The sequence below is a fragment of the Streptomyces gottesmaniae genome (genome assembly GCF_031845845.1).
In the GTDB taxonomy this organism is placed as follows: domain Bacteria; phylum Actinomycetota; class Actinomycetes; order Streptomycetales; family Streptomycetaceae; genus Streptomyces; species Streptomyces akebiae.
Window position 1 is genome coordinate 353415 of record NZ_JAVRFJ010000001.1, and the last position, 13909, is coordinate 367323.

At 72.2% G+C, this 13909-nt stretch carries 10 protein-coding genes and 1 pseudogene; 5 read left to right on the plus strand and 6 right to left on the minus strand.

Translation table 11 applies throughout. From position 1 onward, the window contains the following. Positions 1-84: 84 nt before the first annotated feature. From RM704_RS01470 to RM704_RS01485, 4 genes and pseudogenes are all read right to left on the minus strand, one after another. A complete protein-coding gene (locus tag RM704_RS01470; protein WP_033527736.1) occupies positions 85-1008 on the minus strand; it encodes a DUF1918 domain-containing protein in 924 nt (307 codons plus the stop codon). 218 nt (positions 1009-1226) lie between these two features. Continuing rightward, complete coding sequence (locus tag RM704_RS01475; RefSeq protein WP_033527735.1) at positions 1227-1514, minus strand: DUF1876 domain-containing protein; 288 nt, start codon at positions 1512-1514, stop codon at positions 1227-1229. Between the two features lie 11 nt (positions 1515-1525). Then, positions 1526-2202, minus strand: a pseudogene (locus RM704_RS01480) (beta/alpha barrel domain-containing protein); the annotation flags it as partial. A 79-nt stretch (positions 2203-2281) separates the two neighbouring features. Then, positions 2282-2887, minus strand: coding sequence for an Rv1733c family protein (locus tag RM704_RS01485; protein WP_033527734.1), 606 nt, complete (start codon positions 2885-2887; stop codon positions 2282-2284). A gap of 371 nt (positions 2888-3258) precedes the next feature. Here RM704_RS01485 and RM704_RS01490 point away from each other — a divergent pair, with 371 nt between their 5' ends. From RM704_RS01490 to RM704_RS01505, 4 genes are all read left to right on the plus strand, one after another. Next, the gene (locus tag RM704_RS01490; protein WP_033527733.1) at positions 3259-4128 is read left to right on the plus strand and encodes a universal stress protein; all 870 of its coding nucleotides are present in this window, start codon (positions 3259-3261) and stop codon (positions 4126-4128) included. Continuing rightward, positions 4121-5686 (plus strand): bifunctional aminoglycoside phosphotransferase/ATP-binding protein, encoded by a 1566-nt coding sequence (locus tag RM704_RS01495; protein ID WP_311588832.1) that lies wholly within the window; start codon positions 4121-4123, stop codon positions 5684-5686. The genes RM704_RS01490 and RM704_RS01495 overlap by 8 nt, the downstream gene beginning before the upstream one ends. Positions 5687-5930: 244 nt before the next feature. After that, positions 5931-6902, plus strand: a complete 972-nt coding sequence (locus tag RM704_RS01500) for a CapA family protein (RefSeq protein ID WP_311588833.1) — start codon at positions 5931-5933, stop codon at positions 6900-6902. A gap of 193 nt (positions 6903-7095) precedes the next feature. Then, the gene (locus RM704_RS01505; protein ID WP_033527792.1) at positions 7096-7983 is read left to right on the plus strand and encodes a universal stress protein; all 888 of its coding nucleotides are present in this window, start codon (positions 7096-7098) and stop codon (positions 7981-7983) included. Between the two features lie 33 nt (positions 7984-8016). Here the strand turns inward: RM704_RS01505 and RM704_RS01510 are convergent, their stop codons facing one another. Further along, entirely contained in the window at positions 8017-9042 is a 1026-nt protein-coding gene (locus RM704_RS01510) for a 6-phosphofructokinase (RefSeq protein ID WP_033527731.1), read from the minus strand. Positions 9043-9726: 684 nt separating this feature from the next. Next, complete coding sequence (locus RM704_RS01515) at positions 9727-11112, minus strand: MFS transporter (protein WP_078937147.1); 1386 nt, start codon at positions 11110-11112, stop codon at positions 9727-9729. A 492-nt stretch (positions 11113-11604) separates the two neighbouring features. On the opposite strand from RM704_RS01515, the gene RM704_RS01520 reads away from it, so the two are divergent. Beyond that, complete coding sequence (locus RM704_RS01520) at positions 11605-13869, plus strand: SpoIIE family protein phosphatase (RefSeq protein ID WP_311588840.1); 2265 nt, start codon at positions 11605-11607, stop codon at positions 13867-13869. The last annotated feature ends 40 nt before the right edge of the window (positions 13870-13909 follow it).

Consider the following 13909-nt stretch of genomic DNA (forward strand, 5'->3'; position numbering starts at 1 on the left):
TCGATCGGTTCATCGGGGGCGTTTCGGCATCCTCTGTCCGCGGTGGACGACGCTCCAGGAACGCCCGGCCGGTCCGGTGCCGCGTCACTCGTCGGCTGTCGTGATCCGACGACCGGTCAGGCTCACGGTCCGGATCGACACCCACATGTCCCGTGCGCCTCCGGGCCAGGGCGCCGCGTGTGCCTGCCCGGTGAGGCGGCGCACGGCGTCGGCCTCCGTGACGACGCTCGCGGGGCCGACGGCGAGCACGCTCCAGCCCTGGCCCATCGGCTCGTCCACGTGGTCGACCTCGAAGGCGACCTCCGTTCCGACGGCCGCCGCGAGCAGCGAGTCGGGGGCGGTCCGGAAGACGATGGTGTCGTCGACGACCTCGTAGTTGACGGGGACGACCGCCGGGTGGCCGTCGGGTGAGGTCACCGCCACGCGTCCCACGCCGTGCGTGGACAGCAACGCGCGGCATTCGTCCGTGCCGAGGTCCCTCAGACGCGGATGCCGCGGTGCCTGCCCCGAGCCGGGCGGCAGGTCGACGCCTCCTCCGCGCAGAGCGGTGGCGGTGGTGCCCAGGGCGTCGGCCAGGCTGATGAGGGCCGCCTTGCTCGGGTCGGCGGGGTACTCCTCCAGGTACGCCAGGTAGCCGGGCGACATCCGGGCGCGCCGGGCCGTCTCCTCGCGGCTGAGGCCCTGCCGGTGTCGCTCCGTGATCACGCGTCGGCCGATGTCACCGGGACCGAAGGGATGCGCCGACGGCGCCTGTTCGGCGGCGGCCGGTCCGTCGTCCGCCGTGCGTGAGGAGGATCCGTGGGCCGTTCCGGGCGGGGTGTGTTCGAGATGGTTGACGTGGGCGTCGGGGCCGGGGAACACGAGCGTCACCTCGTTCGTGTCCGACCAGCGCACGTCGTAGGGCGGTGTTCCGTCCTCGTGGTGGAGTCCGACGATCTCGCCGTCCCGCCGAGTGGCGCCGGACATCGTGCTTTCGATGACGAGTTGGTCGCCGAGATGAGCTTCCATGGTGCCGCGCTCTCCTCCGGGTCGTCCTGCGTCTCATGCCGTGAACCGGGGCCCGTGGCCGCGGGGGGCCGGGCCGACGGTGGCCTTGCCGTCGGCCCTCGCGCCCGCACGACCGGGCTCAACCGGAGAGTTCGACGCGTCGTGCGTCCGTACCGGGCGGCTCCGGTTCCACCGGCTAGGCGCCGTCGGCGTCTCATGACGGTTCCCTCCTCGGGGCGTCACAGGGGCCAGCCGGTTTCCTGGGGTCTGCTCGGACAGGCGGCTCCCACGCCCTCGATGTCACGCTCGGCGGCCCTGATCAGCTGCCGGGCGACGTTGTTCATGGCACGGCCCGCCGCCAACTCGTCGCCGATCTCCGGCACGTCGCTGTCCGCGGGATGACGGTGCGCCGCGCCGCGCCCGACGATCTTCGTGGCGCCGGTCTCCAGCACCAGATGGGCCTGGGTCGTTCCCTCGTCGTCCTCGAAGAGATGGAGACGAACCTTCCATTCCGACGTGTGCGCCATCGCGTTCCTCCTCATCCGGGCCCGGACCGATGCGCCGCGACCCTGGTCTCGACGCGGTGCCGGACCTGTGCGGTGAGTCCGGTCAGCCGCTCCGAGAACGCGGCACGCGGCGCGACCGGCGCTCCGATCCGTCGGGCCGACGACGGCAGCTCCGCGATGTCGTCGGCGCACCTCGCCCGGCACTCGTCGAGCGTGGCGGGCCTTCCCGTGCGCCGCCCGTTGCGCATCACCGTCTCCAGCAACGCCACGGCGCCGTCCGGTGGCTCTTCGTCGGCGAGGCCGATCACATCGGCGCAGCCTCGTCGGCGGAACACCTGTTTGGCGCCGGGGGCCGTCACCTTCGCGGACGACAGCTTCATCACCGGGCGGCCGTCGTACTCCACCATTTTGTACGCGGAGTCCAGATACGGCGCGTCCGCCGACACCCCGACGCGAGTGCCGACGGCGTAGGTGTCGATCGGTGCCCCGGAGCGCACCAGTTCGTCGACGGCGTACTCGTCGAGACCACCACTGACGACGATCGGCACCCCGGAAGGCCCGCGTCGTCGAGGATCGACCGTGCCCGGACCGCCAGGTCCCCGAGGTCGCCGCTGTCCAGCCGTACGGCACAGCCGGGCGCCCCTGCCGCGAGGTCCGGGTCGCGCAGGACACGCGCCGCGACCCGGACGCCCTCCTCGGTGTCGGTGGTCGTCGCGTCCGACATCCTCGGTGCCTCCTCCCGACGGCGCCGCGCCGCGCCGGGCCCTGCGTGGTCCGGTCGCGTACGTTCACCGACGGAAGCGTGCAGACCACAGCGGCTCCACCCGGTCCCATTCGGCGTCCCACCGCGCGTACCTTCCCCGGTCCAGCAGCAGACGCGTGCCCGACCGGACCGCGTAGCAGCCGAGGGCCACGCCGAACGCAGCCATGCCGCCCGCCAGCCAGCCGCCGGCCTTCGCGTTGAGCGAGTTCATCGGAGGCGTGGTGGGGTTTCCTTCGCGGTCCAGCCACACGCGCACCGCCGCCCCTTTGTCCGTCCCCGCCTTGACCAGGGCGTTTTCGGTGCGCACGGCGCCGTCCTCGTCGGTCCAGCGGACCCGGGCGAGCTGCTTCGTCGCGTCGTTGTCGGGATCCAGGTCCTCTGCCAACCGGGCGGTGATCTCGTGCCGTTCCGCCGTCTGGACCCGTACGGCCTTCATCGACGACGCGTACACACTGGTCCCCGCGCTGTACGCGGCCACCGGCAGCCCGAGGACGAGCACGACCAGCAGAACACGGCGCAGCCACGCCTCGAACCTGTCGGACGGACGGCTCAGGGGGTTCGCGCCCTTGGGCGGGTGCTCGTCGCGAGGGGAGGGCGGCCCCGGCGTACACGGCGGTCCTTGTGCGGTCATGGATCGGCCTCCAGCGGCAAGCTGGTCGCTCCCCCGGTGTCGATCCCAGCGTCGGACGGCGACGGCTTCGGGCCATAGGGCCGAATGTCCCTGTTCTGAGGTAATCCGGCCTTGAGAGGCCGGCCGACGACTCCGGTTGTCAGGGGTCAGGCCGTTGAGGGGTCCGGCCGTGAGGAGCGCGGCCGTGAAGGGTGAGCACTGCGCGGCCTGGACCTTGGTCCACATGCGAGGCCGGGGGTATTGCGGTAGTTGTCGAAGAAGGGAACGCAGCAGCCGCTCGGCATGTCGACGAAGTCCGGGCCAGGGGTCATCGGATGCGTTCGCCGTCATCCACCGGCGTATCCAGCTTCGTACGAGACGGAGGCCGCGCCATGGAACCTGTCGTCACCGTGGGCCTGGACGGTTCACCCGCGAGCCTCGCCGCGGCCCGCTGGGCCGCCGAGGAGGCCGAGAAGCGCAGACTCACCCTGCGGTTGCTGCACGCGTGGCCGCTGCTGGCACCCGAACCGGTCCGCGCCCCTTCCGAAGTCGACCAGAACTACTGGGCCAGGCGCCTGGTCCACACCGCGCAGGCAGAGCTGAGCGCACGCCATCCGGGTCTGACCGTCGTCGGCAGCCTGATCGCGGACGACGCCCAGGAAGCTCTGCTCCGGGCCGCCTCGGAGTCCGAGATGCTGGTCCTCGGTTCGCGGGGGCTGGGGTCGGCCGAGAGCTATTTCATGGGCGACGTCAGCCTGCCGGTCGTGGCACGGGCCGAGCGGCCCGTGGTCCTCGTCCGCATGGGGGAGGCCACGGGTGACCCGGCCCCCGCCCAGGCCGGCAAGGTCGTCGTGGCACTGGAGCCGCACGGATCCGCCGAGGAACTGCTCGACTTCGCGTTCCACAGCGCCGCGGCCCGCGACGTCCCCCTCCTCGCCGTGCGCGGCCGCAGCGTGCCGCTGCACGCGCGCCTGCCCTGGGGCGTGGACCACGACGTCACCGAGGAGTTGACGAGGGAGGCGCGGGAGGAGCTGAGCAAGGCGCTGAAGCCCTGGCGCGAGAAGTACCCGCAGGTGGAGGCGGAGCACAGCATCCGTCTCGCGAGCCCCGCCAAGGCCGTCGTGCACGCCGCCGAGGGCGCCGCGCTGCTGGTCGTCGGACGGCGTGTGCACCGGCACGGCATGAACCACCATCTGGACCATGTGGCCCACGCGGCCATCCATCACGCACGCTGCCCCGTCGCCGTCGTCCCTCATGACTGAGCCCGGCGTCCCCGGGGAACGGTCGCCACGCGCGGAGGTGGCCGAGACCCACACCGCGATCGTCTTCTTCGCGGGCGATCGCGCCTACAAGGTCAAGAAGGCGGTCGATCCGGGCTTCCTCGACTACACGGAACGGGCGGGCCGTCGGGCGGCCTGCGCACGCGAGGTGGCCCTCAACCGCCGCTTCGCACCGGATGTCTACCTGGGCGTCGGCGAAGTCGTCGGCCCCGCGGGCGAGCCTCCCGAACCTCTCGTGGTGATGCGCCGCATGCCGTCGGACCGCCGCCTGTCCGCGCTGGTGCGCGCGGGAGCCGACGTCGACGAGGTCCTGCGTGCCGTGGCCCGGCGCCTCGCCGCCTGGCACGCGGCGGCGCCCCACGGCCGCGACGTGGACGAGCAGGGCACCCGCGACGCGCTGGCGTCGCGCTGGGAGGCGAGCTTCGCGCAGGTCCGTGCTTCGGCCGAGGGCGGTGCTTCGGCGGAGGTTCGTGACTCGGACGAGGGCGGTGCCGAGCCCGGGGGTGTGGCCGAGGCGGAACGGCTGGTGCGACGGTATCTCGGCGGACGCGAGGCGTTGTTCGACTCCCGCATCGAACAACGGCGGGTGGTGGACGGCCACGGCGACCTGCTCGCCGAGGACATCTTCTGCCTCGATGACGGTCCCCGCGTCCTGGACTGCCTGGAGTTCGACGACCACCTCCGCTACCTGGACGGGCTCGACGACGCCGCGTTCCTCGCCATGGACCTGGAACAGCTCGGCGCTCCGGAAGCGGCGGCTCGCTTCCTCGCCCGTTACGGCGAGTACTCCGCCGACCCCGCGCCGCCGTCCCTGTGGCACCACTACGTCGCCTATCGCGCGTTCGTCAGGGCCAAGGAGTCCCTCGTCCAGGCGGACCAGGGAGCGCCTGGGGCCCGGTCGTCGGCACGGCGGCTGATCACGACGACCCTGCGCCACCTACGCACCTCCGCCGTCGGCCTGACACTCGTCGGCGGGCTGCCCGGCAGCGGGAAGTCCACGCTCTCCGGCGCCCTGGCGGACCGGCTGGGCGTCACCCTCCTCAGCAGTGACCGCCTCCGCAAGGAACTGGCGGGCATCCCGCCGGACAGGCCCGCGGCGGCCGCGTTCGGGGAGGGGCTGTACACCGCGGAGTGGACGGCCCGGACCTACGACGCCCTCCTCGACCGCGCGGCGCTCCTGCTGTCGCGCGGCGAACCCGTGGTCCTGGACGCCACCTGGTCCACCGCGGAGCTGCGCGCGGCGGCGCGGCGGGTGGCCGAGCGCACCAGTTCCGATCTCGTGGCCCTGCACTGCCAGGCACCGGACGAGGTCTCCGCGGCTCGCCTGAACACGCGTTCCCCCGGACCGTCCGACGCCGACCTGGGCGTCGCCACCGCCCTCGCGGCCCGGGAACCGCCCTGGCCCGACGCCGTCACGGTCGACACCAGCGGCCCGCTGGAATCCGCCGTCTCCCACGCGCTGGCCGCCGTACGTCCCTGGGGGACGGACCAGGCCCCGGTCTTCCGCCGTCCCTACGTCGAGCAGCCGGACGAGGACTGACGCGTCGGCGCCGCGCACCGTGGCCCCGGAGACGGGAACCGCCCCCCCCACGCATCGACCGCGTCCGCCGCCCGGTGAACGGCACCGCGTGCCGCCCCTCTGCCCGGCCAGGTCCTTTCGGCCCTCCCGATGCCCCGGCGCGGACGCGACAATCAGAGGATGGACGTCGGCGCGGGCCGGGTTGAGGCTCACCGGGTTCGGCTCTCGGCCCTCGCCGACGCGCGCTGCGGGAGGCACGAGAGCCATGGCCGTCACCATCGCGCTGGCCGGAGACACCATGCTGGGCCGCGGGGTCGCCGAGGTACTGGCCCACCACAAGCCGCGTCCGCTCTTCACGCCGGCGGTGCACCGGGCGGTGGCCGACGCGGACCTGTTCCTGCTCAACCTCGAATGCTGCGTCTCCGACCGGGGTGCCCCCGTGGACCTGCCGGGCAAGCCGTTCTTCTTCCGAGCCCCACCCCACGCCGTCGACGTACTGGTCGGTCTCGGCGTGGACGCGGTGTCCCTGGCCAACAACCACGCCCTCGACTACGGCCCCGACGCGCTCCTCGACACCCGTGACCTCCTCGGCCACGCGGGCATCCGCACGGCCGGGGCGGGAGCGACGGCCGGTGAGGCCCGCGCCCCGCTGATCATGGAGGCGGGAGGGCTGCGCCTCGGCCTCCTCGCGGTCACCGACCACCCCGCCGAGTACGCGGCGGCCACCGACCGGCCCGGGGTGGCCCACGCCGACCTGTGGACCGAGGGAGTGCCGGACTGGCTTGTCGACGCCATCCGCACCCTGCACGGCGAGACCGACCTGGTCCTGGTCAGCGTGCACTGGGGCCCGAACATGACCACCCGCCCCGTTCCCCACGTGCGCCGCGCCGCCACCGTCCTCACCGCCGCCGGTGCCGACCTGGTCTTCGGCCACTCCGCACACGTCTTCCACGGGTTCACCCGGCAGGTCCTCTTCGACCTGGGGGACTTCATCGACGACTACGCCGTCCATCCGGCTCTCCGCAACGACCTGGGCCTGCTGTGGCTCGTCACCCTCGACGCGAGCGGTGTGCGGCGCACCGAGGCCGTCCCGATCGCCCTGGACTGCTGCCACACCCGCCTCGCCGACCAGGCCGAGTGCGTATGGATCACCGACCGCCTCACCGGCCTCTGCGCCGAACTGGGCACCCACGTCACCGCGCCGGAGGGCCGTCCCGCCGTCGCCTGGCCCCGGTAGACAGATGGTTCGCCCCGCCCCGGCCCGGCCCGGCCCGGCCCGCCCCGCCCCGCCCCGGCCCGGCCCGGCCCGATCCGGTCCGGGCCCGGTCCGGTCCGGCAGGCCCTCCGGTGGTCGGTCTGGAACAGTGGAAGACGGTGGAGACGGCGCGGGACGGGCCCGCGCGCGGCCGCGGCGGGCGAAGGAGGACGCGATGAGCCGTCCTGTGCTGGCGGGTGTCGACGGATCCGAGCACAGCCTGGCCGCGGTCGGCTGGGCCGCGCGGGAAGCCGTCCTGCGCGGTGTGCCCCTGCGTCTCGTGCAGGCATCCCCGTCCCTTCCCGACAAGGTCGTCCCGGACCTCGCAGCGGAAACGCTGCACCGCGTGGGGGAGCGGGTGCTCCAGCGGGCGACCACCGATCTGGGAGTCCGTTGTCCGGACCTGAAGGTGCTGGGTGAGCAGACCGCCGAGGCGCCGTCTGCGGCGCTCCTGGCGGCGGCGCGCGATGCCGCGCTCCTCGTGGTCGGCACGAGGGGCTCGGGCGGCTTCGACGGCCTAGCGGTCGGGTCGGTGGCTCTTCGTACGGCGGCGGCCGCCGCCTGCCCCGTTGTGCTGGTGCCACCGCGGCCGGTCGGGGGCTTCGAGGCCGGGAAGGGGGCGGCTCGCCCGGCCCAGGTCGTGGTGGGGTTCGACTCCCATCGTCCCGTCGGCGAGGTGGCGGACTTCGCGTTCACGGCAGCCGAGACCCGAAAGGCGCAGCTGCACGCGGTGCAGGCCTGGGCTCTGCCGGCCGAGTCCGTCTCTCCGCAGAGGCTGTTCGTGACCGAGGAGGACCGAGCCACCTGGGAGGACCAGGAGGTCCTGCGGGCGGCTGACGGCCTGCGCCCGTGGCGGGACCGGTACCCCGGCGTGACCGTCCGCACCGATGTCGTCCTGCTGCACCCGGCGCAGGCGCTGCTGAACGCCGCCCATGGGACGGATCTGCTGGTCGTGGGCCGCCGTAGCGATCCGCAGGCGGTCGAGGGCCGGCTGGGGCCGGTGACCCACGCCGTGCTGCACCACACCCGGTGCCCGGTCGCGGTCGTACCGCACGCGGGGTGACGGCGGACAGGACGTGCTCGACAGGGCAGCGGATCAGCCGAAGAACACCTCGAACTCCTCGTACAGCGACGGATCCACCAGCTTCGTCCCCTTCCTGGCCTCGGTGAGGGGAACACGTACGATCTCGGTGCCGCGCAGGGCCGTCATCGTGCCGAAGTCGCCGTCCTTGACCGCGTCGACCGCGTGCAGCCCGAAACGCGTGGCGAGCCAGCGGTCGAAGGCGCTCGGAGTGCCTCCCCGCTGGATGTGACCGAGGACGGTGGTACGCGCCTCAGTCGAGGTCCGCCCCTCGATCTCCTGGGCCAGCCACTCGCCGATGCCGGACAGCCGTACGTGACCGTACTCGTCCAGCGACCGGTCCTTGAGGACCATCTGCCCTTCCTTGGGCATGGCCCCTTCGGCGGCGACGACGATCGGCGCGTATCTGATCTTGAACCGGCTCTTCACCCACTCACAGACCTCATCGATGTCGAACGGCCGCTCCGGGACGAGGATCGCGTTGGCACCGCCCGCCACACCGGCGTGCAGGGCGATCCAGCCGGAGTGCCTCCCCATCACCTCCACCACCAGGGTGCGCATGTGCGACTCGGCGGTGGTGTGGAGACGGTCGATGGCCTCCGTCGCGATGCCGACCGCCGTGTCGAAGCCGAAGGTGTAGTCGGTGCCGGCCACGTCGTTGTCGATGGTCTTCGGTACGCCGACGAGGTTGATCCCCTGACGGCTCAGCTCCGTGGCCGCACCGAGCGTGTCCTCGCCGCCGATGACGACGAGCGCGTCCACCTCGTGCGCGGCGAGGGTGTCCTGGATGCGCCGGACCCCGTCCTCGTGCTTCAACGGGTTGGTACGGGACGAGCCCAGGATGGTGCCTCCGCGCGGGAGGATTCCCCGTACGTCGGAGATTTCCAGCGGTACGACGTCGTCCTGCAGTGCACCGCGCCAGCCGTCCCGGAGGCCGACGAAGTCGAAGGAGTACTCCTGAACGCCCTTGCGGACGACGCTGCGGATCACTGCGTTGAGGCCGGGACAGTCGCCGCCACCGGTCAACACTCCGACCTTCATGGCGTCCTCCCTTCTCTCTCGCACATGGCGCCTCCGCCGGCTGCCGGCAGAGGCGGCAGCCTCGGGACGGGAGCCGTGACTCTCTTCCAGCATGGGCGACGACCGCCCCGTCGGCGACCCGCCTCGGGGTCCGTCATGAAGGGCGGTCGGCCTGCGGCGGGAGCCTTTCGGGGCCGAGCCGACCGTCCACGACGGCCGGCGGAGACGCTGGTGTCTCGTCGGCGACCCGGGCGAACTCCAGGGCCGCGAGCGTGGCTCCCCGGTCCGTCCGTACGAGGGTCTCGCCGACATGGACTCGCCGGCCTGGTCATGGACTGGCGCGTCCCACGGGCACCAGCGCTTCCGGCAGTGCCGCGTGCTCGCGGGATTCCCGGACCCGCAGGCCGACGCTCACGGAGCCGGGCCCCGGACGGCGACCACCTCGGTGCGGTCCAAGGGGCTCCGTAGCCGCGACGCGCCGACTCGCTCGCGGCGACGACAACACCGAATCCGCGCGTGGGAACCGAGCCGCCGACGATCGCACCACCGGCCGCGCGACCGCCACCATCGTCAACCTCACTGACCGGCAGGCCTGTTGCGGTGGCGACGAGAAGCGCGGCCACGGTGGCCCGGACAACGGGCCGACGCCGACCAGGGCCCTGTCCCGGGCGCCGGTCGGCGTCGAACCCTGTCTCGTCGTGCGGATCAGGTCGGCTCCGGCAGGGTGCGCACGCTTCCCTCCGTGCTCGCCTGTTCCACCGGGGCCTTCTCGCCGGGCGCCCGGGGAACCAGTCCGATCAGTACGGCACCGATGAGGGCGGGTACCGCGAGGGCGTAGAAGTTCCACTGGAACGCCAGCCCCGCCCCGATGATGACCCCGAGCAGCGGCGGGGCGAGCATCGAGCCGAGGCGGCCGAAGCCCAGCGCCCAGCCCAGCGCCGTGGCGCCCATCCGCACCGGGTAGTACTTGGAGACGTACGCGAGGACGAACGTCTGCGTCCCCATGGCACCCACACCCCCGAGCGCGACGGCCGCGTACAGCACCGCCGTCGGCAGCCGCAGGCTGAGAAGCATCACGGCGACGCCTGCCAGCAGGCACGTCGTGACGATGATCGGCTTCGAGCCGAGGCGGTCGGCGGCCAGGGAGATCAGGAGCTGGCCGACGACGGCACCGAGGTTGAACATCAGCAGGAAGCCGAGGGCCGAACCGGAGGAGTAGCCGGCCCTGCGCATGATCTCCGGGAGCCAGGTGTTGTATCCGTAGATCATGAACAGGCACAGGCACGACATGGCCAGGAAGCACAGGGTCGCCACGATGTAGTCGCGTGAGAGCAGGGCCTTCACCGGTGACATGGTGTCCGTGCCGGCTCCGGTCGGCGCCTGCGCCGTTGCCGATGTCTCTTCGCGGGTGTCCCGGACGGGGACGTTCCAGCGCCGGGCCGTCCTCTCCGCCTCGGCGTGCCTGCCCTTCGCCCGGAGGAAGGCGATGGACTCCGGCAGGAACTTCAGAGCCACGGGCACGATCAGGACCAGGGGGAGCAGGCCGAGCAGGAACATGGCCTGCCAGCCGAAGCGGGGTATCACGAACATCCCGGTGAAGGCGGCGATGATGCCGCCCACGGGAAAGCCGCTGAAGATGATGGCGAAGACCAGGTTGCGGGCCTTGGGGTGTGAGTATTCGCCGCTGAGGGCGGAGGCGGTCGGCAGTACACCGCCGAGGCCGAGGCCGGCGAGGAACCGGAAGGCGCCGAACGCCTCGGGGGAGGTCGCGGTCGCGCACAGGCCCGTCATCACGGAGAACCAGATCAGGCAGCCGATCAGCATCCTGCGGCGGCCCAGGATGTCGGTGAGCGTACCGACGGTGGTGGCTCCGATGAGCATCCCGATCAGGGCGAAGGAACCGATCAGACCGGCTCCGGCGGGCGTCAGACCCCACCCGTGTTCGTGGAGCAGGGACGGGATGACGGCGCCGTAGATGACCACGTCGTATCCGTCGGCGACGATGGCGAGTCCGCAGATCGCGAGGACCAGCAAGGTCACCGGAGGCCAGGTGGCTTTGTCGCCACTTCCTCCGCGGCTCTCTTCCTGCATGGCAGTTCCTCTCACTGGGTTTGGGTCGGGGGTGGCTCTCTCGCACGGGAAGGCGGCGGGAACGCGCGCTGTGACGCGCGGACGTCCATGAGGCCGATGGCCTGTCTGCGTCGCCTGCGACCCTGCCTTGAACGCTAAGTGTGCACACTATTACGGGGCTGTAAAGAGGTGTGTGGCAAGACGTCCTGGAAGTTGGTGAAGTATGTCCGTCTATGCGGGGCTCGACGTTTACTTGTGTATGCACATTGAGCATGTGAGGGGTGCGGTGATGTCCGGGGTCGATGCCCTGGTCGCCGGTCGACGGACCCGCCCGGCGGACCGGGAATGCCTCACGTTCGCAAGCGCTCGGGAGCGGTCGATCCGAGCGGCGGTGGTAATCTTGCGGTCAATCTTCTGATATGCCCGATTGTTCGGTGAAGCGGCCCCCACCGTAGCCCTCGCCGCACCGACTCGGGGGACAGGAGGCACGGTGACGGCTGAGAAGGCCGGCCCGTGAGCCGCACGGAGCAGCCCGAGTCGCCATTCTCCGGCGCCCCGGTGGTCGCGGGCGAAGACCTCTGGAGGGGCGGAGCACGCGGCTCGGAGGCGCTTGCGCTCCTGCTCCCCCTGGCGACGACGTGCCTGGCCGGTCTGGGCGCCCTCGTGCACCGGCACGACCGGGCCGCGGGTCGGCTGCGCCTGGTCGCGGCCAGCGGACTTGCCCGCGCCGGCGCGGCCGAGTGGGCGGATCTGCCCGACGATCGGGATGCAGCGCCCGCACTGGCCCTTCGGCGGGGTGGTTTCGTCTTCGTCGTCGGGGACAGCCTGGGCACCGGGGCGGTCGGCACGGCTGCCGTACCCCTCACCGGTGCCGAGGGAGCAGTCGGTGTGTTGTCCGTCCTCACGACGGGCCACGGTGAGCCGGACGAGGCACAGCGGTCCCTGCTGAACGTGTTGGCGGGCTGGACCGCCGCGCGCCTCGGCGGCGGGCCGGACACCTGGCCCGGCGCGGAGCAGGACACCTCGCCCGGTCCGGAGCCGCATGCCTCACCCGGTCCGGAGCCGCACGCCTCGCCCGGCGCGGAGCCGGTCACCGGGCCGGAACGCTCCGTCCCCATGGGCGAGCTGACCGCCGCGCTCGCCGAGGCCGTCACCTCGCACGACGTGGTCGAGGCCGTCGCCCAGTTCGTCCTGCCTCCCTTCGGCGCCGACGGGCTCGTCTTCCAGACCCTGGAGGGCGGCCGACTGCGTGTCGTCGGCTCCGCCGGATACCCGCAGGACTTCCTCGCCCTGCTCGACGGGATGCCGCTGGCCGACCACGCCCCCATCCGCGACGTACTGGGCACCCGGACTCCTCGGTTCATGGAATCGAGGGCGGAGATCGCCCGGCGCTATCCGACGATGCGGCGGGTGAACGAGGTGTCGCCGAAGCAGGCCGTGGCGTTCCTGCCCATGATCGCCTCCGGTCGTGCCATCGGCCTGTGCGTGGTGTCCTTCAGCGAGCCGAGGTCCTTCAGCGACGAGGAACGCGCCCTGCTGACGGCGTTGAGCGGTCTGGTCGGTCAGTCGCTGGAGCGCGCCCGCCTGTACGACCTGGAGCACGACCGTGCCCGGGAATTGCAGCGTGGTCTGCTGCCCAGGACGCTGCCGCGTCTGCCCGCCGCCAGCGCCGCCGCCCGGTACCTGCCCGCCGGCCGTGGCGAGGAGGTGGGCGGCGACTGGTACGACCTGATCCCGCTGTCCGCCGACCGGGTCGCCATGGTGATCGGCGACGTCATGGGTCACGGCATCGCCGAGGCCGCCACGATGGGCCGGTTGCGCACGGCCGTACGCACCCTCGCCGACCTGGAGATGCCGCCCGACGAACTGTTCAGCCGCCTCAACGACCTGGTCTCCGACCTCGGCGAGGACTTCTACGCCACCTGCCTCTACGCCGTCTTCGACCCCGTCGCCCGCACCTGTACGTACTCCCTGGCCGGGCATCCTCCACCGGTCGTCGTCCACCCCGACGGCACCGTGCACAGTCCGGATGTCGCCCCGGACCCGCCGCTGGGCGCCGCGCAGCCGCCCTTCGAGACGCACGAGTTGCAGCTGCCCGACGAGAGTCTGCTCGTCCTGTGCACCGACGGACTCGTCGAATCGGCCGCCCGGGACACCGACCAGGGACTGGCGCAGCTGCGGCAGATCCTGCCCCGGGCCACGGCCGAGACCGCCTGCTTCGAGGCCACCGACGAGGACGGCGACATCCGATGCCTGGAGGAGTTGTGCGACTCGGTCGTGTCGGCTCTGCTGCCGGACCATGAGCAGACGACCGACGACGCCGGTCTGCTCATCGTGCACGCCCGGTGCACGGCCGCCCACGACGTCGCCTGCCTCGACCTCCCCGACGATCCCCGGGCAGCGGGCGTGGCCCGGCAGTACATCAGGGAACAGCTCGGCGCATGGGGGCTCGGTGATCTCGTGCTCAGCACCGAACTGCTGGTGAGCGAACTGATCGGCAACGTCGTCCGGCACGCCAAGGGCCCGATCCGGCTCCGCCTGCTGCGCAGTCGTTCCCTGACCTGCGAGGTCTACGACGGCAGCCTCACCACTCCCCGCATCCGCCACGCCGGCCACACCGACGAGGGCGGACGCGGCCTGCAGCTCGTCGCCGCGATGTCCCGACGCTGGGGCGCCCGCTACCTCCAGGACGGCAAGTGCATCTGGACGGAGCAGGACCTGCCACCCGCCGCCGATTGCGAGGGGAACAGGTCCCGCGGATCGGCGACGAGTCGATGAACCGCGGTGGCCGGCGCCTATCGGTAGGAGAGGGGGCGGC

Excerpts from the sequence above, each read along its gene's own strand:
- RM704_RS01470 (WP_033527736.1), bottom strand. The coding sequence starts at position 1,008 with ATGGAAGCTCATCTCGGCGACCAACTCGTCATCGAAAGCACGATGTCC.
- RM704_RS01475 (WP_033527735.1), bottom strand. The coding sequence starts at position 1,514 with ATGGCGCACACGTCGGAATGGAAGGTTCGTCTCCATCTCTTCGAGGAC.
- RM704_RS01485 (WP_033527734.1), bottom strand. The coding sequence starts at position 2,887 with ATGACCGCACAAGGACCGCCGTGTACGCCGGGGCCGCCCTCCCCTCGC.
- RM704_RS01490 (WP_033527733.1), top strand. The coding sequence starts at position 3,259 with ATGGAACCTGTCGTCACCGTGGGCCTGGACGGTTCACCCGCGAGCCTC.
- RM704_RS01495 (WP_311588832.1), top strand. The coding sequence starts at position 4,121 with ATGACTGAGCCCGGCGTCCCCGGGGAACGGTCGCCACGCGCGGAGGTG.
- RM704_RS01500 (WP_311588833.1), top strand. The coding sequence starts at position 5,931 with ATGGCCGTCACCATCGCGCTGGCCGGAGACACCATGCTGGGCCGCGGG.
- RM704_RS01505 (WP_033527792.1), top strand. The coding sequence starts at position 7,096 with ATGAGCCGTCCTGTGCTGGCGGGTGTCGACGGATCCGAGCACAGCCTG.
- RM704_RS01510 (WP_033527731.1), bottom strand. The coding sequence starts at position 9,042 with ATGAAGGTCGGAGTGTTGACCGGTGGCGGCGACTGTCCCGGCCTCAAC.
- RM704_RS01515 (WP_078937147.1), bottom strand. The coding sequence starts at position 11,112 with ATGCAGGAAGAGAGCCGCGGAGGAAGTGGCGACAAAGCCACCTGGCCT.